At 62.3% G+C, this 22597-nt stretch carries 31 protein-coding genes; 13 read left to right on the top strand and 18 right to left on the bottom strand.

The features are described from left to right. Positions 1-174: 174 nt before the first annotated feature. The gene (locus CK219_RS22140) at positions 175-447 is read left to right on the top strand and encodes a hypothetical protein (protein ID WP_095768862.1); all 273 of its coding nucleotides are present in this window, start codon (positions 175-177) and stop codon (positions 445-447) included. Positions 448-669: 222 nt separating this feature from the next. Next, on the top strand, positions 670-876 hold the full coding sequence (locus CK219_RS22135) for a hypothetical protein (RefSeq protein WP_095768905.1): 207 nt from the start codon (positions 670-672) through the stop codon (positions 874-876). Positions 877-1118: 242 nt separating this feature from the next. Here the strand turns inward: CK219_RS22135 and CK219_RS22130 are convergent, their stop codons facing one another. Further along, positions 1119-1442, bottom strand: a complete 324-nt coding sequence (locus CK219_RS22130; RefSeq protein ID WP_095768861.1) for a hypothetical protein — start codon at positions 1440-1442, stop codon at positions 1119-1121. 209 nt (positions 1443-1651) lie between these two features. Between CK219_RS22130 and CK219_RS22125 the strand changes: the two genes are divergently transcribed. Both CK219_RS22125 and CK219_RS22120 read left to right on the top strand, forming a co-directional pair. Next, positions 1652-2146: a hypothetical protein gene (locus CK219_RS22125; protein ID WP_141245397.1), complete on the top strand. Its 495-nt coding sequence runs from the start codon at positions 1652-1654 to the stop codon at positions 2144-2146. A 302-nt stretch (positions 2147-2448) separates the two neighbouring features. Beyond that, positions 2449-2811, top strand: coding sequence for a response regulator (locus CK219_RS22120; RefSeq protein WP_095768859.1), 363 nt, complete (start codon positions 2449-2451; stop codon positions 2809-2811). Between the two features lie 11 nt (positions 2812-2822). Here the strand turns inward: CK219_RS22120 and CK219_RS22115 are convergent, their stop codons facing one another. Next, the gene (locus CK219_RS22115) at positions 2823-3095 is read right to left on the bottom strand and encodes a chemotaxis protein CheB (protein ID WP_095768858.1); all 273 of its coding nucleotides are present in this window, start codon (positions 3093-3095) and stop codon (positions 2823-2825) included. Between the two features lie 270 nt (positions 3096-3365). Between CK219_RS22115 and CK219_RS22110 the strand changes: the two genes are divergently transcribed. Continuing rightward, positions 3366-3797 carry a hypothetical protein gene (locus tag CK219_RS22110; RefSeq protein WP_095768857.1) on the top strand — a complete coding sequence of 144 codons (432 nt, stop codon included), beginning with the start codon at positions 3366-3368 and terminating at the stop codon, positions 3795-3797. A gap of 53 nt (positions 3798-3850) precedes the next feature. Here CK219_RS22110 and CK219_RS22105 read toward each other — a convergent pair whose 3' ends face one another. Then, a complete protein-coding gene (locus CK219_RS22105) occupies positions 3851-4426 on the bottom strand; it encodes a response regulator (RefSeq protein ID WP_245340579.1) in 576 nt (191 codons plus the stop codon). 438 nt (positions 4427-4864) lie between these two features. Here CK219_RS22105 and CK219_RS22100 point away from each other — a divergent pair, with 438 nt between their 5' ends. Further along, on the top strand, positions 4865-5467 hold the full coding sequence (locus CK219_RS22100; RefSeq protein WP_095768855.1) for a diguanylate cyclase: 603 nt from the start codon (positions 4865-4867) through the stop codon (positions 5465-5467). Positions 5468-5633: 166 nt separating this feature from the next. Here the strand turns inward: CK219_RS22100 and CK219_RS22095 are convergent, their stop codons facing one another. After that, positions 5634-5837: a DUF2934 domain-containing protein gene (locus CK219_RS22095; RefSeq protein ID WP_095768854.1), complete on the bottom strand. Its 204-nt coding sequence runs from the start codon at positions 5835-5837 to the stop codon at positions 5634-5636. A 150-nt stretch (positions 5838-5987) separates the two neighbouring features. Here CK219_RS22095 and CK219_RS22090 point away from each other — a divergent pair, with 150 nt between their 5' ends. Continuing rightward, positions 5988-6302 (top strand): hypothetical protein, encoded by a 315-nt coding sequence (locus tag CK219_RS22090; protein ID WP_095768853.1) that lies wholly within the window; start codon positions 5988-5990, stop codon positions 6300-6302. A gap of 606 nt (positions 6303-6908) precedes the next feature. On the opposite strand, the gene CK219_RS22085 is transcribed toward CK219_RS22090, so the two are convergent. Together CK219_RS22085 and CK219_RS22075 are read right to left on the bottom strand one after the other, a co-directional pair. Further along, complete coding sequence (locus CK219_RS22085) at positions 6909-7205, bottom strand: hypothetical protein (RefSeq protein WP_095768852.1); 297 nt, start codon at positions 7203-7205, stop codon at positions 6909-6911. 486 nt (positions 7206-7691) lie between these two features. Further along, on the bottom strand, positions 7692-9452 hold the full coding sequence (locus CK219_RS22075; protein ID WP_095768850.1) for a thiamine pyrophosphate-dependent enzyme: 1761 nt from the start codon (positions 9450-9452) through the stop codon (positions 7692-7694). Positions 9453-9597: 145 nt separating this feature from the next. On the opposite strand from CK219_RS22075, the gene CK219_RS22070 reads away from it, so the two are divergent. After that, positions 9598-10494 carry an alpha/beta hydrolase gene (locus tag CK219_RS22070; protein ID WP_095768849.1) on the top strand — a complete coding sequence of 299 codons (897 nt, stop codon included), beginning with the start codon at positions 9598-9600 and terminating at the stop codon, positions 10492-10494. A gap of 937 nt (positions 10495-11431) precedes the next feature. After that, the gene (locus tag CK219_RS22065) at positions 11432-11695 is read left to right on the top strand and encodes a hypothetical protein (protein WP_095768848.1); all 264 of its coding nucleotides are present in this window, start codon (positions 11432-11434) and stop codon (positions 11693-11695) included. 35 nt (positions 11696-11730) lie between these two features. Here CK219_RS22065 and CK219_RS22060 read toward each other — a convergent pair whose 3' ends face one another. From CK219_RS22060 to CK219_RS22050, 3 genes are read right to left on the bottom strand one after another with little or no spacing between them, the layout of a single operon-like run. After that, positions 11731-11943 carry a hypothetical protein gene (locus CK219_RS22060; protein ID WP_095768904.1) on the bottom strand — a complete coding sequence of 71 codons (213 nt, stop codon included), beginning with the start codon at positions 11941-11943 and terminating at the stop codon, positions 11731-11733. A 49-nt stretch (positions 11944-11992) separates the two neighbouring features. Then, entirely contained in the window at positions 11993-12592 is a 600-nt protein-coding gene (locus CK219_RS22055; RefSeq protein WP_095768847.1) for a hypothetical protein, read from the bottom strand. 17 nt (positions 12593-12609) lie between these two features. Then, positions 12610-13335, bottom strand: coding sequence for a DUF4142 domain-containing protein (locus tag CK219_RS22050; protein WP_095768846.1), 726 nt, complete (start codon positions 13333-13335; stop codon positions 12610-12612). Between the two features lie 436 nt (positions 13336-13771). On the opposite strand from CK219_RS22050, the gene CK219_RS22045 reads away from it, so the two are divergent. Beyond that, on the top strand, positions 13772-14686 hold the full coding sequence (locus CK219_RS22045) for a hypothetical protein (RefSeq protein WP_095768845.1): 915 nt from the start codon (positions 13772-13774) through the stop codon (positions 14684-14686). A gap of 63 nt (positions 14687-14749) precedes the next feature. Here CK219_RS22045 and CK219_RS22040 read toward each other — a convergent pair whose 3' ends face one another. From CK219_RS22040 to CK219_RS22015, 5 genes are all read right to left on the bottom strand, one after another. Continuing rightward, positions 14750-15820, bottom strand: a complete 1071-nt coding sequence (locus CK219_RS22040) for an HWE histidine kinase domain-containing protein (protein WP_095768844.1) — start codon at positions 15818-15820, stop codon at positions 14750-14752. Next, a complete protein-coding gene (locus CK219_RS22035) occupies positions 15820-16563 on the bottom strand; it encodes a Crp/Fnr family transcriptional regulator (RefSeq protein WP_095768843.1) in 744 nt (247 codons plus the stop codon). The genes CK219_RS22040 and CK219_RS22035 overlap by 1 nt, the downstream gene beginning before the upstream one ends. Before the next feature lie 493 nt (positions 16564-17056). After that, on the bottom strand, positions 17057-17263 hold the full coding sequence (locus tag CK219_RS22025) for a hypothetical protein (RefSeq protein WP_095768841.1): 207 nt from the start codon (positions 17261-17263) through the stop codon (positions 17057-17059). Between the two features lie 220 nt (positions 17264-17483). After that, entirely contained in the window at positions 17484-17672 is a 189-nt protein-coding gene (locus tag CK219_RS22020) for a DUF3606 domain-containing protein (protein ID WP_095768840.1), read from the bottom strand. 252 nt (positions 17673-17924) lie between these two features. Next, complete coding sequence (locus CK219_RS22015; RefSeq protein ID WP_245340578.1) at positions 17925-18218, bottom strand: DUF982 domain-containing protein; 294 nt, start codon at positions 18216-18218, stop codon at positions 17925-17927. 383 nt (positions 18219-18601) lie between these two features. Here CK219_RS22015 and CK219_RS31785 point away from each other — a divergent pair, with 383 nt between their 5' ends. The 3 genes from CK219_RS31785 (at position 18602) to CK219_RS22000 (ending at position 20402) form a co-directional block, all read left to right on the top strand. Next, on the top strand, positions 18602-18763 hold the full coding sequence (locus tag CK219_RS31785) for a hypothetical protein (RefSeq protein WP_095768839.1): 162 nt from the start codon (positions 18602-18604) through the stop codon (positions 18761-18763). Positions 18764-18856: 93 nt separating this feature from the next. Further along, positions 18857-19663, top strand: a complete 807-nt coding sequence (locus CK219_RS22005; protein ID WP_095768838.1) for a hypothetical protein — start codon at positions 18857-18859, stop codon at positions 19661-19663. Continuing rightward, positions 19656-20402 (top strand): metallophosphoesterase, encoded by a 747-nt coding sequence (locus CK219_RS22000; RefSeq protein WP_095768837.1) that lies wholly within the window; start codon positions 19656-19658, stop codon positions 20400-20402. Before CK219_RS22005 ends, CK219_RS22000 begins: the two co-directional genes overlap by 8 nt. 176 nt (positions 20403-20578) lie before the next feature. Here CK219_RS22000 and CK219_RS32260 read toward each other — a convergent pair whose 3' ends face one another. Genes CK219_RS32260 through CK219_RS21985 form a run of 4 tightly spaced genes read right to left on the bottom strand, consistent with a single transcriptional unit; the run spans position 20579 to position 22461 of the window. Then, positions 20579-20854 (bottom strand): hypothetical protein, encoded by a 276-nt coding sequence (locus CK219_RS32260; protein ID WP_245340577.1) that lies wholly within the window; start codon positions 20852-20854, stop codon positions 20579-20581. Positions 20855-20868: 14 nt separating this feature from the next. Continuing rightward, positions 20869-21081 carry an SRPBCC family protein gene (locus CK219_RS32255; RefSeq protein WP_245340576.1) on the bottom strand — a complete coding sequence of 71 codons (213 nt, stop codon included), beginning with the start codon at positions 21079-21081 and terminating at the stop codon, positions 20869-20871. 3 nt (positions 21082-21084) lie between these two features. After that, positions 21085-21684 carry an NAD(P)-binding domain-containing protein gene (locus tag CK219_RS21990; RefSeq protein ID WP_095768836.1) on the bottom strand — a complete coding sequence of 200 codons (600 nt, stop codon included), beginning with the start codon at positions 21682-21684 and terminating at the stop codon, positions 21085-21087. A gap of 42 nt (positions 21685-21726) precedes the next feature. Continuing rightward, positions 21727-22461: an SDR family oxidoreductase gene (locus CK219_RS21985; protein WP_095768835.1), complete on the bottom strand. Its 735-nt coding sequence runs from the start codon at positions 22459-22461 to the stop codon at positions 21727-21729. Between the last annotated feature and the right edge of the window lie 136 nt (positions 22462-22597).

Below are 22597 nucleotides of genomic sequence, written 5' to 3'. Positions count from 1 at the left end.
GACTTGGCTTCGGCGCCCCGAACTGCGCGACAAAAGGTTTGTTCCCTGCTTCAACAAAGTTCCCGTCGCAGGAGGTGCCGCAGCTTCGACAGGGAGCAGTTCCATCATCTGGAACATTGCCTGTTGGCTGCCGTTAGGACCGCTCATCGGTCCCCGCTGCAGAAAGGAAAGTCCATGTCCGAGGCCAAGACGACCACCAACCACGACGAAATCCGCAAGTGGGTAGAAGAACGGAATGGCCAGCCGGCTGTCGTTCGCACGAAAGGCAAGGGCGGCATTCTGCGCATCGATTTCGGCGAGCCCGAAGACACGCTCGAGCCAATCGAATGGGACGAATTCTTCCGCATCTTCGACGAGAACGATCTCGCCTTCCTGCATCAGGATAAAGCCGGCAGCGGTGGAACGAGCCGCTTCAACAAATTCGTCGAGCGCAACCAGAAAGGTTGAGAGGCCGAAAACCTGGCGCCGTTGGAGGGAGGAGGCCCGATAATGGCGCGCGGCAGGCGGGGTCAGGCTGCCGCATTTCCGCTGAGCTCAATCGAGCGGCTGTCCGTCGGCCTGGGCGTCGCTCCAAGATCGTAGCCATCCCCGGCGCGGGGTTCCCGAATGGCGTCGGCAGTGGGAACCGCGTGGGCGCTCCGGCTGTTGGATCAGCAAGGAGCAATGATCATGGGACTCTTTTCCGACCTGAACAAGAAGCTGACCGAAAACCTGTACGCCCATGGCAGTTATCTGAGCGATCCGAGCGCCGACCTGCCGCGGCGGGTGGAGGAGACGGTCAACCTTCTGATGCCCTTCGTGCGGCCGGAGGCCCGCGAAACGGTGAAGCTGCAGATCCTCGGCATCATCCACGAGCATATCTATGACGAGGACTGACTGCGGCGATTGCTCGATCCGCCGGAGACGCTAGCCGAGGGACGCTTTCAGCCATTATCCCGAACGCCGGGATCTGCCTTGCTTCTCGGCGTCGCGGAGCAGCCGCACGATAGCGTCCACCGGAGACGGGTCCGTGGTCGGCTGTGCCTTCCAGCGCCATAGATGACGAAACAAACTTCTCAAGCGCGGCATCGCAATACCTCCTTGCGCTATCAAACCTCGAACGGGGAATGATGTTCCTTTCATACCTGGCGGAAGATCGCGGCGAGCAGAAACACAACCGCGGCCAGGACGACCAGCGCCACGATCACCAGCACCGGGCCGTTCCTGCGCGGCTGCAGGCCGGGTGCGTTCTCTGGCGGCCGCATCGCGTTGGCAAAGCTTGCCTGGTTGGTGAAGCTCGGTTTGTGAGGCTCGGCCGGTTTCGCGGAAGTCGGGACATCGCCGGCCTCGGCATCCGTCTCCTGCGGCGCCGCCGCAGGGTCGAACCCAGGGGTCTTGTCCTGCGTCCTGCCGGCCTGGATTTCGCCGCGGGCTTCGGCGGGCGTGCGTTGGTTGGGTGACATTCGGCGCCTCCTTTGTTTTCAAACCTGCTTCCGGCCCCGCTGTTCCAACCGCGCCTTTAAGATGGATATCGATCAGGAAGCTGCCTTGCAGTTCATCGCGAGCGTTGCGGGATGTCGGGCGCTGCTATCCAAGTCGATTCGTGAACTCCGGCGGAACTTTCAGGAGCAGGGGAGCTTTGTATTCCCGACAGGGAGATGAAGAGGCAGGAATGCAAGTTCTCGACACAGCGATACATGCCGGTCCTGGAAACGTGACGGTCGAATTTCTCGGCGAGGGCGGGGAAAAGATCGCTGTCACCATGGTTGTGTCCGACCCGTTGCCCGGCGATGCCGCGCTTGTCGATCGCGCCAAAGAGTTGATGATTCAGTGCGCGGCATTCGGCGGCCGGTCTGCGCAAGGCAGCCAGGACAGGTCCGTGGATGCCGTCCGGCCCGCCGTCGAGAGGCCAATCGACGTGGGCCAGGATCTCTATACATTCGAATATCGCGAGGGTGGCAGTTTGAGGCGGCTTGAAGGGGTGGAATTGCCCAATCTCCAAGCTGTTCATGATGAAGCGTTGCGCTCGGCGATCGATCTTCTCGACGATTCGGCTGCCGAAGCTCGGCGGGAGGGCTGGGCGGTTCGGGTTCGCGGCGGCGACGGCGATGTAATCTTGTCGGTCGATTTCGATGAGGCAAGGCGGGAAAAGGCCGCCGCATTGTGATGGAGGCAAGTCTGTGAAAGATCGGACGATAAAGACCTTTATGCCCCTGCACGCGATTGCCGCCGCACGGGGCGATGGGCTGAGGCCGGAATTTCTTCGCCTGTTCGAGGCCCGCGCGGCCTTGTCAGACCTCGACGCGATCCAGCTCAGCCGGGGCGAGGACGCAGGCTTGGACCAAGCCGGCCCCAATCCTATCGGCAGCTGCGCAGCCGTTTGCGGGCGAAACGTCGTGCGCTTCCCGGGCCGGCGGAGTACAACAAGCCGTTTGCCAGGAGGACGTAAGCGTGCCAGAGGAGATCGTCATGCAAGCGCCCCTGGCACTGATCATTGAAGACGAATATCTGATCGCTTGCGACGTGGCGGACGGCTTAAAGGCGCTCGGTTACGAGGTGGCCTGCGTGGCCTCGGAACGGGCAGCCGCGACCTGGCTGGACGACAACCAGCCCGATCTGGCCATCATCGACATCCAATTGCTCGACGGCCAAAGGGGGACCGCCGCCGCTCGCCTCAAGGAGGCGGGTGTGCCTTTCGTCGTGCATTCGGGCTACGATCCGGCCTTCCAGTCGCCTGTCTTCCATGGCGCGCCTTTTCTGCTGAAGCCTGCGCCGATCCGGCATCTGGTCGAGCTTGCGAGCCGGTTGATAGGCGATCGCACCATGTCGTAGGCCAGGCTTTCTCAGTCCGGCGCATCGCTCTTGCGGAACCGCGACACCGCTTCGATCAAAAGGTTGTAGTCGACCGGCTTCGACAGCTTGGGCTTGTCGCGAAACCGGTCGGGAAGACGGTGACGCTGTCGTAGCCGGTGACAGATATGCAGCACGACAAAGATGGCCGCCGGCAGATCGACCGGAAGGTTGGCGACGATCTGCTTCAACGGCTCGATTCCGCCGGCCGACGCGCCCATGACGATGATGTTGTGGTGGTTGGAGAGGCCTTTGGGACGGGCCATTCCGCTACGAGCGTCCAAACCGGGCTGTAAGAACCGTTCCTGCAATCTGCACGATTCGGTGCCGGCCCAGGCGCGTCGCGATGGATGACGGGAACATAGCGGATGACTGGCAGTTCGGGTTTGCTTCAGACGCCATGCCAGGCGTTTGTCGAAGATCGGTGGGCAACACCTGATCGGCCCCGCGCCTGTTCCTCGCAGGGTGGGCCTCAAGCCCGGCAGGCCTGCCGCGCCGCTGTACAGATGTCGCCGCCAAAACCACAGGAGACAGCAATGAAGCATCAGACCTCATATGAACTTCAATCGGTGGCAGTCGTCGACCGGCTTGGATTGATCCCCCTTGCCACGAGAACGCAGCGGATCGAGCGGTGGGCGGAACTGCTGGACCGCAATCCGCTTAGGTGTCTCTCCGCGCTGACGGGCACCGAATATGTCGATCCAGAGGTTCGCGAACAGGTGCGGGCGGACGGATCGCCGCTCGCGGTTGCTTTCGATGATCCGTTGCTGCGCGCGGCCGGTTTGCGGTCAGATACCTACGGCGAGGCGAAGCGCTTTTTCGAATTGTCCGATTGGCAATTGCATGATGTCGTGTGCAGCTGCCATGCCGGCGCGACGATGCAGGCCAGCTGGGCTGCGGCGCGGGTCCGTCGGATCATAAAAGGCAACCGGATCATTGCCTGGCTCAGAAGCCGCCTGACGCATTGAGAAAGCTGGTCGCCAGGCGAGCGCAGGTCGCCGGCGGCGCGGCTGCCCTCCGATCAGTGCAGCAGACAAGCTCCGCGTAGCCGCGCTACCGTGAGCATGATGGTGTTCAGCCAGTCGGCGATCGATGACCCCTCGGGCCTTTTGTCGATATCTTCAAGCGCCTGCTCCAAAGTGTGCTCGACAAGGCGGTCGGAAGCGCCGGCATCGCACAGCAGCAGACGTGCGGTGAGCCGGAGCTTGGGGAGCAGCGCAACGACGTCCTCCGCCGCGGGCGCCGGCCGCGCGACGGTCACTGGCTCTGCAAAGGGTTCCGGCGGGAACAGCGCATCGACCACGACGGCGCGGTTCGACGACTTGCTCAGGCTGCTCGCGAAACGCAAACGCTCGGGGATGGCGATCTCGTCATACCCGCTGAAGAAGACGAAGGGCACGTTGCGCCGCATCAATTCGTCCGCGACCGGGAAGACGAGGCGACCATGCAGGCTTACATCCAGAATCGCTGCGTCCGCCACTTTTGCATGTCGCCCGGCCTGCTCCACTGTCGCTGCCGGCCCGAGAATGATGGCGCCCATCCCAGCGAAGAAGTTCGCCAGATCGCTGGCCAGCAGCCACTCGTCCTCCGCGATCAAGAGGTGAAGTCCCCTGAGATTTCGCACACGAAGCTCCTTAGTTCATATTCTGACGTTGGTGAGACCTCAGTCACGGGGCATCTCGCGTCGATACCGGCGCGTGTGTCCATGAGGTCACAGGGAAGCTAACGGGTAGAACGCGGCGATGGGTGAACCGTTCCGGCGGTTCGCCGCGCCGGATCTGACAGGCATGGAACCATTCCGCCGGCCGGCGGTTCGACACCCGGCGGGAGTCGGCCGGGACCATGACCCATGACGCCAGGGAAGACAGCGAGCGCCAAAATGCCGCCCGTGTCCGCGAGCTTGCGGAAAGAACGAGAATTCCAAGCGGGTTGGCGCTGGCGCTGATCCTGAATACCGCAACGAGCCGAACGTGCTCGATCGCGAGGCTGCAAAGTTCAGGCGCGACGCGAACGGCGGCAAACAGGGAGCTGCGGCGTGCTGGCCGATCCCATGGTCCTCATCCTGATGTACTTCATCCTGCCGGTCTGGTTGGTTGCGGGCTTTGCCGACTGGCTCTGCCATCGCGCCACCCACATCGAATCGACGACCGGTGCGAAGGAATCGCTCATTCACTTGCTGATGTTCGCCGAGGTTGGAATCCCGCTGCTTGCGGCAATGTTCCTGGAGGTGAACGCTCTGGTCATCGCCGTGATGATCGTCACCTTCTTCATTCACGAAGCGACGGCGATATGGGACGTGCGCTATGCGACCACGGCTCGCACGGTGAGCCCCGTCGAGCAGCACGTGCACAGCTTTCTGGAAATGATTCCGCTGATGGGGCTGGTCATAGTGGTGGCGCTGCATTGGGGCCAGTTCCTGGCGCTATTCGGCGCCGGAACGGAAAGGGCTCGCTTCGACTTGACCTGGAAAGAACAGCAACTGCCGGTGATATACATTGCCGCCGTGATGATCGTGATCGCGCTGTTCGAGCTGCTGCCCTATGTGGAGGAGTTCTTCAGAGGCCTGCGCGCCAACTCGGGCCGGCTGGTGCCTGACAAGGCGAGGCGGCATGAGCCCGGCGAAACGGCGACGCCCTGAGGCTGGCTGTCCTGTCAGCCATTCTGGTCGATAGCGTGCGGCGAGGGCTGCTGGGCGCCGCCGCTCGGGCGGCCGCCGTTTTGGTCAGCCCAAACCCAAATGGCGACCAGAACGATCACCAGAATGCCGAGAGCAATTAGGATACGCATCCGCGGGCCGACGCGCTTCAGCCGCCTGGCCTGTTGGCGGCGGGGTCAGAGCCGGCGCCAACCGCGGGATCGGGCGCCACCGGCCCGCGCTCGACTTCCGAACCTTCCGACTCGATCTCCTGGACGGCTTGATCCCAGTGTTCCTGCTGGCGGCCCTCCGGACGGCCCTCACGCTCCCAGATCTCATGGGCGCGTTGCCTGATGCGTTCTTCCCTGTCCATGCCTGGCTCCTCTCGCACGGCTGAACTGCATTGTCTGCGCCTAATCGCATGCCTGGAGGTTTGTTCCACCGGACCTGAAATGGATTGCCCAGCAGTTGGGAACGCCGCTCTCGCGCCGGGGTTATCTTTCATCCAACCGGAGACAGAGTCATGAAGAACAGTCAGAACCGTCGCGAGACCGGCGCCACGAAATATCCCACCAATACCGATCCGGATCCGAGCGACGAATTTTCCCAGGACGCCGCCGGCAATGAAAGGCCCCATGTCGATCCGGGCCTCAGCCGCAAGCAGGGCGAGGTCGAGGACAAGACCCGTCAATCTGAGGGCCGCAATCCGCCCCGACAGCCGACGCCAAGCGCGGCGACGGAAAAGAGCTCAGGGGCCGGTCGCGCTGTCGCGGAGCATTCCAAGGACGCCAAGGCGCCCAGGAGCGGCCGTCAGCCCGGCGCCTATGTAAAGGAATGAACGGCGGCGCGCCCCCTGGAACATAGCTTTGAATTCTAAGTTCGGTAGCAATCGTCTCCGCCGGTTCCGGCATCGAGGCGGCGAGTAGCCAGGCTCCGAGACCATCCGGTTGCTGTAAAACGGCGGACCGACGATGAACAGAAAAGCCCCCAGCATGCATTTCCGGAAACGAGCGGGCGCGATGACGTGTCGCCCGCCTGTTCAGCCCCGAACGAAGGCTTGGCTGGTTTTGCCGGCAGGCCTCTTGGCAGGTTCTCTTTGTGCCCCGGCATCGGCCGGCGGGCTGGCAGTACGATCCTTCCTGCTGCGCCGGAGTGGATTGCTATCAGGCCCCGCCTTCGGACGTGAAAGAGACGAAATACGGCTACCAACTCTCGACCGGCGAGCTGATCCCCTACAGCGACCACCGCATCAAGCGATCACGCGACGAATATTTTCACGAGTGCAAGCCCGGGGGCGACACCAGTTCTCAGCACTCCTTCTGCCTTTATGTTCCGGACCGCGGGATGTGAGGCGGAGCGGTTAGATCCCAAATCGTGACCAAGGAGGCCCGTCCTCGACACAGGCGGACCTTCTCGGTGTGCGAAAGCTACAGGCGCGAAACGGCTACTTGTTGCAATTCTGCATGTTGGATGTGGTGTTGCCGCTAGCGGTATTGTTGTCGATATCGTTGCCAGCCGCATCCTTGCACCGGTCGCCCATGCCGCCGGACGGTACTGTGGTCGTGCTGTTTGTGGCGTTTGGATCGACCGTGCCGCCATTGCCGTTGTTGTTCATGCCGTTGGTTCCGGTCGTGGTGGCTGTTCCAGACCCGTTGCCACTGGTTCCAGAGCCGCTGGATTGGGCCATTGCGGATGTAGCCAGGACAATTGCGACAGCCGAAGCCGAGAGAAGTCTAATCATGGGGAAGTCTCCTGTTTGATCGCCCGATTGCGATATGTCTCAAACAAGAAATCCCTGTCGATGTTCCAGACTGGCAGGTGCTATTCCATAACTTCTTGTCGATTACACATGAAACCAACAATGCTGCCATATCGAATGCGCGTCATAGAACAACTAGGCTTATCTGTTGTTCGAACTTTCTGCCTCGGGTCGATCCCGGCCGCGATGTTGGAGTCGTTTCACATCGCCTTCGACCGTGTCCCGCCATGGCTCCTTGAAAGTGCCCTTAGAGGTGCCGATGCCGGGATCGTTCCATATCAGCGTCGCTCGGATTTTTTGGATTTTCGGGCACTGGTTTCCCCCAATGACCATTCCTCGTAGCCCAGACTTCACGCGGAACCTCCGCATCGCCGCCAGGATTCGCCGCTCATGTGTGCCGCCGCCGCCGAGATGAACATCGACCATTCGACGGCGCTGGCGGGAAAGGTCGAGTGTCAGAATTCCCGCCTATTCGCCGGCCTCCATCATCGTCTTGGCTGGCTCCTGTGCGACGTTTTCCTCGATCTGGTCGCGGCCCGGAGTCCGAGGCAGCGCCTTGCGGAAGTTCTTGGCGTAATCGGGCGGCATTTTCGGCGGCATCATCGGCTCATAGGCGTCGACGAGCGCTTCTATGATCACCGGCCCGCTGGCGGCGAAAGCCTGGTCGAGCACGCGCTCGACCTCCTCCGCCCGCTCGATGCTGAACCCTTTTCCACCCATCGCCTCGGCGGCCTTGGCAAAATCGATCGGCTGCAGCTCGCAGCCGAATTGGGGATTGCCGAGGAACATCATCTGCTCCCAGGCGATCTGGTTCAGCATGTTGTTCTTGATGACCAGGAGTTTCAGCGGAATGCCATAGCGCACGGCCGTCGAAAACTCGCCCAGTTGCATGGCGAGCCCGCCATCGCCGACGATCGCCGCGACAGGGCGGCCGGGAAAGGCTATGCCGGCGGCGATCGCATAGCTGAGGCCGCAGGACATGGAGGCAAGCGCACCGGAAACGCCAAAGGCTTGCCCCGCGCGGAGATCGACATGACGGGCGGCAAGCTCGGTGTTCTGGCCGGAATCGGTGGCCAGAATCGCATTCTCCGCAAGACGTTCGCCGAAGGCGCGCGCGACGCGTTGTGGCTTGAGAGGATGAGCCAAGTCGTCTTCGGACTGGCGCATCATCTCGCGCCATTTGCGCATCGAGCCTTGCGCCGTCGCCAGGAACTCGCCGTCAGCTTTCTGCTTCAGCCGCTTGTTGAGGGCGCGCAAGGTCTCCGCCGCATCGCCGACCAGACCGGCTTCGACCGGAAAGCGCAGGCCGATGCGCTGCGCATCGCAATCGATCTGGACGCCACGCGCCTTGCCCGGCCGGGGGTAGTACTCGATGTAGGGAAAGGTCGAGCCGACAATGAGGACGGCGTCGCATGTTTCCATCGCCTCCTGCGATGGCAAGGTGCCCAGAATGCCAATGCCGCCAGTGGTGTAAGGATGGTCGTCCGGCAGCACCGCCTTGCCCAGCAGCGCCTTGACGACCGGCGCCTGCAACAGCCGCGCCGATTCTTCAAGCTCGGCTGCCGCGCCAATCGCTCCGCGTCCCGCGAGGATCGCCACGCGCGCTGCGTCGTTGAGAGTGGCCGCGGCCTTGTCCAACTCCCTGTCTTGCGCGACGCAATGAGGAGCGAACATGCCCTGCGGCGTGTGCGCCGGCCGGTTGCGCTTGGATCGCTTGGCCGCGTCGGCGGGCTGTTCCTGGATATCGCTGGCGATTGAAAGATGGGCGACGCCCCTGCGGGCGAGCGCGGTGCGGCAGGCGAGGCTGGCCACGTTCTCCATATGCGCCGCGTCCGAGACCTGGACGTTGTAGACGCTGACGTCGTTGAAGACGCGGGTGAGATCGACATCCTGTTGGGTGAATGTCTCGATCAGGTCATGGAACTGCATGCCGGTAATTGCCAGCACCGGCGCCTGGTCGAGCTTGGCGTCGTAGAGGCCGGTGAGAAGGTGAGTACCGCCGGGCCCCGACGTTGCGAGGCATACGCCGAGCTTGCCTGTCCATTTGGCGTAGGCGCAAGCCATGAAAGCGGCCGATTCCTCATGCCGCACCTGGACGAAGGATATCCTGTCCCGGTTTTTGCGCAGCGCCTCCATGACGCCATTGATGCCGTCGCCGGGCAGGCCGAACACGACTTCGACGTTCCAGGCAATCAGGGTGTCGACGAGGATTTCGGCTGCGTTGGGCATGGCGAGGCTCCGCTGTTGGCTTCCGAACCGGCAAGACCACGGTTGGTTCCCTCGTCGGATCGGGCCGGGCCGGCGGTCACAAGGAACAAACCCGATTGCAAGGGGTTGTGGCGGCCACTGCCATGTGCTGCTCTGAGGAGGATCTGTGGAAGAGCCTGTTTTCTGCGACACGCCGCTGCTGCGGGTCGCCTATGTGAGCGGCGGATCCGTGGACGGAGCGCCCGTGCTGCTCCTTCATGGCTGGCCCGATGATGCAACCACTTTTGCGGACGTGTCGCCATTTCTTCATGCCGCGGGCTTTCGCACCTTCGCGCCATGGCTGCGCGGGTTTGGAGGAACCGTGTTCCACTCCGGCGAAACGATGCGCTCAGGCGAGATCGTCGCCATGGCGCAGGACGCGCTCGACTTTGCCGATGCCATCGGCCTCGAACGGTTCGCGGTTGTCGGCCACGACTGGGGGGCACGCATCGCCTACCTGCTCGCCTCCGTCTTTCCGCAGAGGATAAGATGCTGCGCGGCGCTTTCGCTGGGATGGCAACCCGGCTCGCTTCCGACGCCGCCTTTGGAGCAGGCGAGGGCCTTCTGGTACCAGTGGTTCATGGCGACCGAGCGTGGCGAGCAGTTCGTGCGACAGCACGGCCACTCCTTCGCGCGATTCCAGTGGGACAGCTGGAGCCCGCCACGCTGGTTTGACGACGCGCTGTTTGACCGTGTGGCGAAGTCCTTCAAAAATCCGGACTGGCCGGATGTGACGCTGCATTCCTATCGCGTGCGCTGGGGGGAGGCGGATCCCGATCCGCGCTACGCTGAACTCGCGCGCAAGCAGGTTGAGGCGGAGGTCATCTCGGTGCCGACACTGGTCCTTCATGGCGATGACGACCGCGTCGTTCTGCCGGGTTCGTCCGAAGGCAAGGAGGAGTATTTCTCGGCAAGCTACGAACGTGAGCTTCTGCCGGGCGTCGGCCACTTTCCGACCCGCGAGGCGCCTGAGCAGACCCGAGAGGCGCTGGCGAGCTTCCTGATAAGCTTCGGCAGGCAATAGGCTGCGCCGACGATATTCGGGACAGCTGCCCCGAGAGGAAAGCTCGTCGGTCCAGCAGACTGGCGGGACAGGAACCTTTTTCCCATCAGTGGGTTAGTGGGGCAGGCATTAACCCATGTTAGGGGAACGGCCGTGACACGCAAGGCTCGTCAAGTGCTCAGATCTGGGGAGGAACCCTCCAAGATGACGACGCCGGAGCGTGAGATGAGCGTCGCGTTGGAGGCGCTGAGATGCGAGAATGCACCGTCTCGAATGTTGGCACTGGCGCGTAAGCTCGACGCCGCGATAGCGTTGCGGACGCGCAAAGCCCGCCCGAATTGATTGTCGACCTGGACGTTCCGATCGCAACGATGCGGAACAATCATGGCCGGGAGTTGTTCGTCTCCAAACCTTCCATGAGGCGATCGGATGAAAGGCATAATTCAAAGCCTGATTGCCGAGTTTCTGCCGCGATGGTGGCGCCGAAAATCTCGAGCCCCGGCACCGAGGCAAGCGCCGGTTCGTGCGTTCTCGCGGCTAAAATCGGACAGTTCCCAAGCGACCGGGGCAGGGGAAGAATCGGATGAAGGTCCAAGATAGCCAAGCCAGGGCATGCCCGCTCCGCCGGCTGAAACATTCATCCCGATTGCCGTTCGGCAACATCATTTCAGCGGGCGCGAGGCGACACCGAAAATGCCGAAGAAAGTTTTCCCAGTACCCGACGCCCTGGAAACGTGGAACTTTCTCCGGAACATTTCTGTCGCCTGCCGGTTCGAAAGCCGATCGCCCTCCCTCTAGCGATCCAGGGTCCCATCAGGCCCATGGCCCGTTGCCGCATGCAGGCAGCGGGCCTTCTTCGTCTGGATCGCCGCGTGGCTCCCGAACCGGGCGCAGGGGAACAAGCGGGATATCTTCGGGTTCCTCTGAGATAGCGGGAACTGTCAACCAGGAGGCCGCAATGAGCGAGGCTATGACGACCTCAAATCACGAAGTGATCCGAGCTTGGATCGAGGCGCGCGAGGGCAGGCCTGCCGTCGTCGCCGGGGCGGGGAAGGGCGCGATCCTGCGGGTCGATTTCGGCGCAGGCGACGAAGATCTGAGACCGATCGAATGGGAAGACTTCTTCAAAGTGCTGGACGACGACAATTTGGCGTTCGTCCACCAGGACATGACCGCGGAGGGTACCATCAGCCGCTTCAACAAATTCATCGCGCGCGAATAGGCCTCCAGGAAAGAACGGATATCGCGCTCGAACTGTCACTGAGCCCCCGGCATCTTGCTGGCATCCTGCGGATTCTTCGTGATGCCGGCGGCCGGCGAGGTATCCTGCGGCGCGTTCCCGCCCTGGTTTTGCTCGGGTGCCCGTTTGACTGGCGCTGTTTGCCAGCCTGTGCCGACATAGACGAAGGCCCAATAACAGAGCACCAGGACCACCGCAGCCAATATCAGTGGCAGAAGCACCCGTCTCATGTCGAACTCCTGGCTGGCTTTGCGTCTGTTGTGGCCGCCGACGGCGAGGTTAGGTCGTCCTTCGGCGCGCCGCTTCCCGCTCGACATCCTCAGCCGAATAACTGCCGGCAGCCGGATCGAAGGCTGCCCACCCGCCCGCTTCATATTCGCTGCGGCGGTCGGCGACGTTGACCGACGCGGAGCTGTGAAGGACTTCCCGGGCTTCCGAAGCGAGGTCGTCCTCGACGCGAGCCGTCACCAGCGTGCCGCCGCGGCGGACGCCTTCGGCATAGACATGCGCGTCTTCCTCCGGCACGCCGGCATCGGTCAGGCTGCCGATAATGCCGCCAGCCGCGCCGCCCACAATCGCTCCGGCGACGGCGCCCGCGGCTGTCGACGCCAGCCAGCCGGCCGCGACGACCGGCCCGACGCCCGGTATCGCCATGGCGCCCAGGCCTGTTGCCAAGCCTCCGGCGCCGCCCACGACCGCGCCGATACCGGCGCCGCTGGCGGCATCCTCGGCGGCTGGCGATTGCGTGTTTCGATACCAGCCGCGGGCATTGTTGGCCATGATGCTGATGTCAGATGACGGGACGCCGATGGATTCCAGCACGCCTACCGCGTCAGCGGCGTCGTCATAGTCGTCGAACAGCGCGGTGATCGTTTGCATGTCGGTTCTCCTGTCTATTATTGGCCGGCGAAGACGTTGCCCTGATAGTCGAGTGCAACGGAGGTGCCCTTGCCGTCCTTCGTCGCCTGGCCACGCCAGATGCCCTGCTCGTCCTTGGCGAGCGCTGACACGTCCGCATAGCCGGCATCCTGGATGCGCTTCTTCGCCTGCGCCTCGGTGAAGCTGTTTGCGCCGGGAACCGGAGCGGGTGGTTTGGGTGTCGATGCCGATTTGACCGCCGGCATGCTCGCGCTGGCGCGGGCGATCTTCTCGATCATGTCCTGATGCATTTTCAGTGTCGGCAGGGTTTCCGCCGCGAAAGATTTGAGCGCGGGATTGTCTCCATCCTTGGCGTAGGCCTCGAACAGGCCGACCGCGTCCGCATGTGCCTTGCGCTGCATCTCCACGTAAGGCTGATCCAGCGAGGCTGTCGTGCTCTGCAACCGTTCCAGATCGCTCTTATGCTCCGCATCGGATCGCGTCGGTACCTGCAATTTCTGCTCGGCGGCGATCTTCTGCAGTTTGGCGTTCGCCGCGCCGTGGTCGGTGATCATCCGCTTGGCGAAATCCTTGATCTGCTGATCCCTCGCATTGTCTTGCGCGATCTTGCTGGAATCCACTTCGAACATCCCGCCGATGGCAGCCTTGTCGACGAAGGTCTGCGCGTCGTCGGCCGCGAAGGCCGGAAAGGCAAGCATCAACGCGACGGCCGTCGATGGAACGAGCAACATACGCAAGCTCATGGCTGAAGGCTCCCTGCTGTTTGATGGGGCCCGAACCGCTATTCCCGGCCTTTGTTCCGCGACAGACTTTGTGGCGTTTCAAAAGGCCAAAATGGAATCCGCCAGCTCTGGCCGGGCGGGTTTCTGATCGATCGACCATGGCGAGCCCGGTCAGCGGGCAAGAGAGGAGCCGGTGAATTCGTCGATGAGGATCGGCCCTTTTTTACAACGGAGACGGGCCTTTGCTTCAATCAAGAGCTCGGAGTCGAGGCGAAACCGGCCTTTGCCGCGGAGCTCTGCTCGCGGGTGGAACGAAAGCCGAATCCGGGAATTACCTACAAGCACTGAAGATTACTTGCAGGAGGAACAAATGGGACGAGGTATTCTACTCTGGCTGCTCGGCGTTCCGATTCCGATCATTATCCTTTTGATGCTTTTCGCGCGGTAGGAGCGGACAATGACCAATGCCTTTTCCGCGGTCGACGAAGCCGCGGTCGAAACATCTTCGTCTGCCGTCAATTGGGGACCCATCGTGGCGGGCGCTTTTGCCGCGGCCACTCTGACGCTCGTCCTCATGCTCGTCGGTTCCGGGCTTGGTCTGACGATGATGTCGCCCTGGGGCGGCGCTTCGCTGACGACTTTCGCCGTGTCGACCGCGGTCTGGCTGGTCATAGTGCAGTGGCTGTCATCCGCGCTTGGCGGCTATGTTGCCGGACGGCTTCGCACCAAGTGGGTCAACGTTCATACCGATGAGGTGTATTTCCGCGATACCGCGCACGGGTTCCTGGCCTGGGCGCTTGCCACCTTGCTGGTGGCCACCGTCCTTGGTACGGCGATCTCGGGAATTGTCGGCACTGGCGCCCAGGCGACGACCGGCTTGTTGAGCGGCGCCGCAGCCGGTGCAACTTCGCAGGCCTCGTCGGCGCAGTCGCCATCCGCCAATGATTTGGCTGGATATTTCGTCGACGCGTTGTTCCGGCCGGCCGATAACGCAGCCGCTGCAACACCACCGGCCGGCACGCCGCAGAACAATGCCGATGCCGCTGGGCAGGCAACACGCATACTGGCAATCAGCGCTGCGAACGGCGAAATGAGCGCGAATGACAAGGCATATCTCGCCCGCCTGGTGGCATCGCGGACGGGCCTTCCACAGGCCGATGCGCAGAAGCGGGTGGACGAGGTCCTCGCTAGCGTCGAGGAAGCCAAGAACAAAGCCAAGGCGGCCGCCGACAAGGCCCGCAAGGCAAGCGCCACCACTGCTCTGGTTGGCGCATTGTCGCTGGTGATCGGCGCCTTCATCGCGGCCGTTGCGGGAGTGCTTGGCGGCCGGCAAAGGGACGAGGACGAGGCTCGCTTTTTGAGAAGCAGCTGACGGGTCATCGCGCATAATCTCGAAAGGGCGGCAACCATGTCGCCGACAGCCGTGGTGGTCGTGCTACTGGCCGCCGATGGCCTCAAGCGGGATGGCAGCCGTGAAATTGAGCCCGCTCGGAGCGAGCCGCAAGTCCACCGTCGCTCCGAGTTCGTATGGCAAGGTGCCCTCCAGAACCTCCAAGCCGAAGCCGCGCCGCTCGACGGGTTTGAAATCGTGGGATCCGCTCTCCATCCATTTGAAATGGAGCAGGTCCTCTTCCAGCTGCCATTGGATGTCGATACGGCCCGCGCGGCTAGACAGTGCTCCGTATTTCAGGGCGTTGGTCGCTAACTCGTGGATGGCCAGTCCCATTGTCTCGGCGGCCTTGGGCGCAAGCGTCACGGGCGGACCGTCGATCGTCAGGTTCTCGCCTTCCCGGCCGCCCGCAGCACGCAATTCTTCCGCCACCATCAATGCCAGACTGATACCGATCGACGGGCGGCGTGTGATGGCCGCCTGGACCCGGGCGAAGGCGTTGATGCGGCCTTCCAGATGGGCCGCGGCTTCGTCCAGGGATTCGCTCCTCTCCATCGTGCGCCGCACGATCGAGCGGATGACGGCCAGCGTGTTGCGCACGTGATGCTGCAATTCGGCGAAGCGGGCCTGGTGTTGTTCCTCGCATTCCTTCTGACGCGTGATGTCGTGACCGATGCCCCCGATCTGGGCGACCTTTCCCGCTTCATCGCGCAACGGAAAATCGGCGTTGCGCAGCCAGCGTATCTCATTGTCGGCCGGCCGGCATATCCGGTATTCGAAGGTGACGCTTTCACCGTCGCGAATGCGCTCGATCTGGGCCAGCACATGCTCGCGGTCTTCAGGCAGGACAAGGTCGATCCAGCTGGCGAAGTTGTCGCCGGCCAGAGCCTTTTCACGGCTCATGCCGTAAATGGCGTCGAAAGCCGGGCTCAGATATTCCCACTGCAGCGTCTCGGCGTTGCGAATCCAAAGCACGTCCGAGGCGGCCTCTCCGAAATCCTGCAGGTTCTCCTCGCTTGCGCGCAGCCCGGCTTCGGCACTCGCATGCTCGTGCAGGGCCGTCTGGACCTCGGCCAGGCTGCGTTCAAGCGGCTCTTTGGGCGGACCCTTTGACATCACTCTTCATTGGCATCGAGATGCCTGCCTTCGCGATCGAGATGCAGATAATTGGGATTGAACAGCGCGACGTCCTGCAATGCCTTAAGGTTGGGAATGGTCAGCGTCCTGTCCTTCAGCACGATGAGGTTCGAGGCGCGCAGCTCCTGCAGCGTGCGATTCACATGAACCGTCGACATGCCCAGCGTCTCGCCCAGTTCCGTCTGCGTCAACGGGAACTCGCAACTGCTATTGCTCGTGCAGCCGGCGGCCTCCAGCCGGATGAACAGCTCGCACAATAAATGTGCCATGCGTTCCAGTGCATCGCGCTGCCCGAGGTTGACCGTCCACTCGCGCTGTATCGCCGCTGCGACGAGCGATTCCCACCACAGTGCCTGGGTGATGCGCGGATGCCCGATCATCATCTCGTCGAAGGCCGTGCGCGAAATTTCCGACACCACGACCGGCGTGATGGCGCCGATAGAATGGTCCATTTCCTTCAGGACGAAGACATTCAGATCGCACAGGTCCCCAGGCAGAAAAAATGCGATGATCTGCCTGCGGCCGTCTTGGAGGGTCTTGTAGCGGCAGGCCCAGCCCTCACTGATCAGATTGATGAATTCGGGCTTCTCGCCCTCGTGGATGATATCCTCGCGGGCAGCGAAACGCCGAACCCGTTGCGCCGCTATTCTGAGCAGCATGTCCTTGTCGGCTTGCGAGAGCCGCGTGAACTTCTCGAGCTTCCGGATCAGAGGCCGCCTCATCCTTATCCTTCTTGTCCGTGATACACAGAACGACCGGGCAACGACCTTACCTATGTTAATCTCCATTTGCCGCGGACGACTGCGCGCAGGAAGCGCATATCGACGAGAAAGTCGCCGATGCTCGCGCACCATCCTGGAGACGCGTATTTTCCTGAGCAGGATACCACAGCCGCGATTTTCGCGCTCGGTTTCACGGCTATTGATCCCGTCGCGGCCAGCCACGAGGCCTTGGAAGCGCCTGGTCAAGATCGCGTCGAAATGGGCATGACCGATCTCGACGGCCGGAGCCGCCGATTGATCATGCGTCGTGAGCCAAGCGCTGAGAAGCGGCTGCCGCGCGTGTCCGCCACCGGCTACGACGCAGCCGCGCCCCTCTCGTGTTGCCAATCCCAGCTGGACAAGCCCACTGCCGACCAATCCGGCGCGTCACCCGCTGGACATGGCGCGCCGGCCTTGCGGCCCCTTGAGAGATCCTCGCCGGATTAGACCGACATCAATCGAAGCTGACGGCGTGTCCGTGCTTGACGGCCGACCGCGCGATCATGTTGCTCAATTGAGGAGACTCTATCGAGCAATCCGGCATGACAGTCAGGATGGCCCGCGTGGCCGCGGCCACCGACACCGGCGAGCGGTGCGAGGAACGCGTTTCCATATAGTGCTCGATGAGTTCGTTCAGACGGACAGGATGATATTTGATCACGCCGCACCTCCCTAAGCCGCGCTTTATTTCTCTTGCAGCCAACGAATGCTCCCGGTCTCGCGGTCGCGCATTAACCCATGAGAGGGAGGTGGAAATTCTTTGAAGCGCTACAACGACACGTCTGGAGGCGTTGGCGCTTCGGTCAATCACACTGGCTTTGCGCGCGCATTCCCTTCGCCGGCGGCTTCAGCCAGACGCATCCGCGCCAGGTGATTCCGGCTTAACGGGAACCAAGCGCCTTGGCTTCGCGCTCCAGCGTCGCGCGGTCATTGCCGTGTTTGCGAATAAGCTCCCGGGCTTCGGGCATCGTCAGCTGGAATTTCCGTGCGAAATACGCGACCTCATATTCCTCATCGCCCGATACGCGGTCGCGGTCGCGGAAATCGCGCTTGTTCTTGTCGTCGGCCATCACCGTTCCTCCTGGTTGAAGAACAACGTCCGCCGGTAAACGTTCCGTCGGCCGCTGCACGGAACATGCGGCTCGGTGCGGTTCGGGAGTCCCCCCTCGCACCCGCCGGCGTACCGAGCGCCTGATCGGAGAAACGGCATGGCCATCGCGGGGAGCCGCCTTTTTGCTGGAACGATCCCGCTGGGCTGCTGGCTCAGATCGGGGCGGGCAAAATCTCGGCTCGCCCATGGCGGACCCGGGATGCGTCTGATCTCAGCTCTGGTCGCCAAGCAATATTCTGGCGTCCTCGGCAGCAGCGATGAAAGCCTGGCGTGTGACCCTTGGCGGCTCCTGATTGCGCAACACCGCAAGGCAGGCCTGGATCGCGCGGTGCCGTGTCCTCAAATGAGGCTTGGGCCAATCGTGCAAAAGCACGTCAGCCGCATCCAGCACCGACACGACGACGCGGTCACGGTCGATGCGACCTGGCTGCACCACGACCGGTTTGCGAAAACGTTTGCTGCGATAGCGCATGGCCGCTTTGCCGCTGAAACGGTGATCGGACACGGCATCATCCTTCAATCGGCGTTTGCGACAACAACCTATGTTAAGGCGGCGCGACCGATCGTGGCGCAGACTGCGGCGGCCTTAGTTCCCTCACCGAGGCAGGCCCGGTCTGCGCTCCTGTGTCACCAACGAGGATAAGCAGACCGGGCTTTCAATTGGCTCCGCAATGCCTGCGGAAGGCCTTTAGCGATCCCATTCTCCATGGAAAGCGCGCTTCTTCAGTAAACATGGACGCGACCGCTACGTTCCGTCTCGTCGAGCAAGGGTACGGCCGTGAAACGAGATCGGCTTGACTGTCGCCTCGCAGGGACGGCGGGCGGAACATTTGGCCGCCAACTCGGTTAGCCGGACGACCGACCGCCTCCAACCGGGAAGGAAAAGCCATGTTCGGCATCGATCTGTGGGCCTTCGTCGTGATCGGCGGGCCGATTATTCTCCTGCTCGTGCTCGTTTATGCTCTTTTGACTCGCCGGCACCGAGGACCGGCCGAACGCCGCGAGAGCGATCGTGCAACCGAGCGCCTATACCGCAAGCAAGGGGACTGAGGTGAGGCTCACCCACAGTCGCCGGCGACGGAACCAGCCGGTCAGGTTGCTGTTTACATCCCGGATGAAGATTTGAGCTCGGAGCAACGGTCGATGGCCGATGACGAGTTGCCGGGCGTGCTGGCGACGCTGCCTGTGATCGACGCCAAGGCGGAGCCGACGCTGAAGAGCGCGGAGGCGGAAGCTTTCTATACGCACGCGATCCGCGAGCTCGCCGCCACCGACATTCCTTTTCTGGTTGCCGGGACATATGCGGTGAGCGCCTATACCGGCGTCGTGCGCCAGACCAAGGACCTCGATATCTTCTGCAAGGCAGGCGATTGTCCGCGCATCCTCGCCCATTTCAAGGATATCGGCTACGCCGTCGTGATCGAGGACGATCGCTGGCTGGGGAAGGTCTTCGAAGGTCCGCATTTCTTCGACGTGATCTTTGCTTCCGCCAACGGCACCATGCAGGTCGAGGACCAGTGGCTGGAGCATGCCCGGCAGGTCGAGCTGCTGGGCAGCCGCGTCAGGATCATCGGACCTACGGAACTTATCTGGTCGAAATGCTTCATCCAGGACAGGGGACGGCACGACGGCGCCGATATCGCCCATACCATCCTCAAGGCACATGAGCAGATCGACTGGCAAAGGCTGCTGTCTTATCTCGACATTCACTGGGAGGTGCTGCTGATGCAGTTGCTGAATTTCCGCTGGATCTATCCCAGCGAACGCGACCGCATTCCCGACTGGTTGCTTGACGATCTGCTCGACCGGCTCGCCAGGCAGCGGCAATTGCCTTCACCGAGGATGAAGATCTGCCGCGGTCGACTGCTGTCGCAGGTCGACTACGAGATCGATGTCAAGGAATGGGGCTTTGCCGGTGTCGGCGGCGTTGGAGAATTTCACGATGGCTGAACAAAGCAGGGCAAGCAAAACGAGCGGAAACGGCAAAATCAAAGTCGCCGCGGTGGGCGATCTGCACGTTCAGGAAGATGCCCAGACCTCCCATCGCGACCTGTTCGGCGAGGTTTCGCGCGAAGCCGACGTCCTGGTGCTTACCGGCGACCTCACCAATCTCGGTAAGCCGAAGGAGGCCGAGCTTTTGGCGGAGGATCTCCGGGCCTGCTCGATTCCCGTGGTCGCGGTGCTCGGCAACCACGACTACGAATCTGGTTGCGCCGAGCAGATAGCGGCGACACTTCGCCAGGCCGGCGTTTACCTCCTCGACGGACAGGCGACAGAACTGATGGAAGTTGGCTTTGTCGGCGTCAAAGGTTTTGTTGGCGGGTTCGGCTCGAGGATGCTCGGGTCCTTCGGTGAGCCGGCAATCAAGGCCATGGTGGCCGAGAGCGTCAGCGAGGCGATGCGGCTGGAAAATGCCATGCGGCAAGTCCGCGCCAAGCGGACACTTGTTGTGCTTCACTACGCCCCGATCGTGGAAACGGTCGCTGGCGAGCCGCCTGAAATCTTCCCGTTCCTCGGCTCTTCCCGGCTGGCCGAAACGATCGACCGGTTCAAGGTGAGCGCCGTCGTGCACGGTCACGCGCATCGAGGCACCTTCGAAGGTCAAACTCCCGGCGGCGCGAAAGTCTACAATGTCGCCATGCACGTCGCGAAGCCGACGGGCCGGCCCTATGCGCTGCTCGAGATCTGAGCCGGCCAGCGACTTGGTGACCGGGCTAGACCTCGTCGAACTGGCTGCCTTCCTTGGAAGGGCCCGCGGTGTGGACAGTCCCCAAGGAGCGGATGAAGCGCTCGAAGGCGCACAATGTTTCTCTGTCCGCTCAATGTGCTGAGGCGCTGGGCAGCCCAAGCCTAAGGACCCGCAGGTTAACCTGCCTTGACTTCTACTTTCGCCTCCGCCGCGCCGGCGAGGCGTTCGATCCATTCCTGGTGATAGCGATAGAGCCCACCAGGATGCTTGCGCCCGAGTTCTTCAAGGAACCAAGGCCCCTGTTGCGTTTCCTCGGTCAGCACGTGGCAGCCATCATCCGTGGGAGTGATGACCCAGCCATGGTACGCGCTCGAGCCGGTGTCATCACCATCGACAGTCGTTGCCCACGCAAGTCGGCGGAAGGGCTCGCACTCCGTAACAACCAGGCTCATCGGGAATCCGACGGTCACTCGGCTGTATTGGTCCCGCGCGCCAATTCCCTTTCGCCGCTCAGGATTTTGACCTGGTCTTCAGGAGGAAAGTAGCTCGACCAGTTCTCAGCATCGACCAGCAGCTTCCATACCACTTCTGGGGGCGCTTTCACGTCGATGTCGTTGAGCGCATAGATCGCCGACGTTTTGGGGTCGTGCTTCTCGGGCCAAATCACACGGTCGTACACCGATTACTGCTCCTTCTTGAACAAATCCTGGAAGATGAGCCGGCCCCAGATGCGGCCGCGTGCGTGCACCAGCGCGCCGCCCTCGTTGAGCCTTCCCAGCTTGACCGGTGCGAACCCGAGTTGTTTGGCCAAGGCCGCTACGGGAGCGGTCGCGTCCTCGTCGTCGCTCGACAGGAAGACCACCCGGTGGCCGCCCTCGACGACCGGATCGGCAGCCAGGGTGGCCGCAATGAGGTGATTGAAGCCTTTCACGAACTTGGCGCCGGTGAATGACTTCGCCACGAAGGCGGAGGACGGGAGGCTGTCCAGCTCTTCAGGTACAGGAAACGCATTCATCGCGTCGATGACCGTCTTGCCGTTCCAGCTCGGCAGGCCCTTCGCAACCTCGCGATGCTCCCCGAAAGGGACCGCCAAGATGATTGTGTCGGCCTCGAGTGCTTCCCGCAGCGACTTGGCGACTACCGTGGGTCCAATCGCTCGAGCCTGCGGCGCCAATGCCTCGGGCGGCTGGCGGCTCGCGACGGTCACGCCGATGTTCTTGCGGGCGAAGGCGCGGGCGAGGGCCTGGCCTACCGCACCGAATCCTACAATTGCATAGCTCACAATGCTTCTCCGATCCGTGTTGATATTGGATTTCCCGGCCTTTCAGATCGCCGAGAAGCCGCCGTCGACAGACAGCTCCAGCCCATTCACGAAGCTCGAATCGTCTGACGCCAGAAACAGCGCGGCCGCCGCAATTTCCTCAGGACGCCCCATCTTTCCCCGCGGGATCAGGGACTCGAACATCCGCTTCGCCTCCTCGGTGAGAACTTGGTCCTGCATCGGTGTGGCGATCGGCCCCGGGTGCAGCACGTTCACCCGGATATTCCTGCCCTTCAGCTCGTTGAGCCACCCGCGGGCGAATGCATGCAACGCTGCCTTGCTCGCCGCATACACGCTGTAGCCGGGGAAACCTTTCAGCGAAGCAACTGATCCGGTCATGAAGATAGAGCCGCCATCGTTGAACAGCGGCAACGCCTTTTGCACCGTGAACAGCGTGCCGCGCGTATTCAGGCCGAAGGTCGCATCGAAATGCTGCTCGGTAATCTCGCCCAGCGGGACGGCTTCGCCCATGCCGGCGCTCGCATACAGGACGTCGATCTTGCCCTTTTCCCGTTTCACCGTGTCGAACAGGCGGTCGAGATCGTCGAGATTGGCCGCGTCGCCGCGCACGCCGGTTACGTTCCGGCCAATCGCCTTGACAGCCTCATCGAGCGCCTGTTGTTTCCGACCCGTGATGAAGACATAGGCGCCTTCTTCAACGAACCGCTTGGCGCTCGCCAGCGCCATGCCGCTCGATCCACCCGTGACGACTGCAACCTTACCGTCGAGCTTTCCCATGATTTGTCCTTTCAGGCTCCATCTTTGGTTGTTCGGGGAAGGGCCCCGAGAACTCCGAGATGGGTCCGCCGGCATCGGGCTTTGAGTGCACAAGCGCGCACATCGGTGGTGCGAAATCGATCCGGCTGGACGACTG

The sequence above is a fragment of the Mesorhizobium sp. WSM4313 genome, assembly GCF_002294725.1.
Taxonomy (GTDB): domain Bacteria; phylum Pseudomonadota; class Alphaproteobacteria; order Rhizobiales; family Rhizobiaceae; genus Mesorhizobium.
This window is presented reverse-complemented; position numbering and strand designations above follow the sequence as displayed.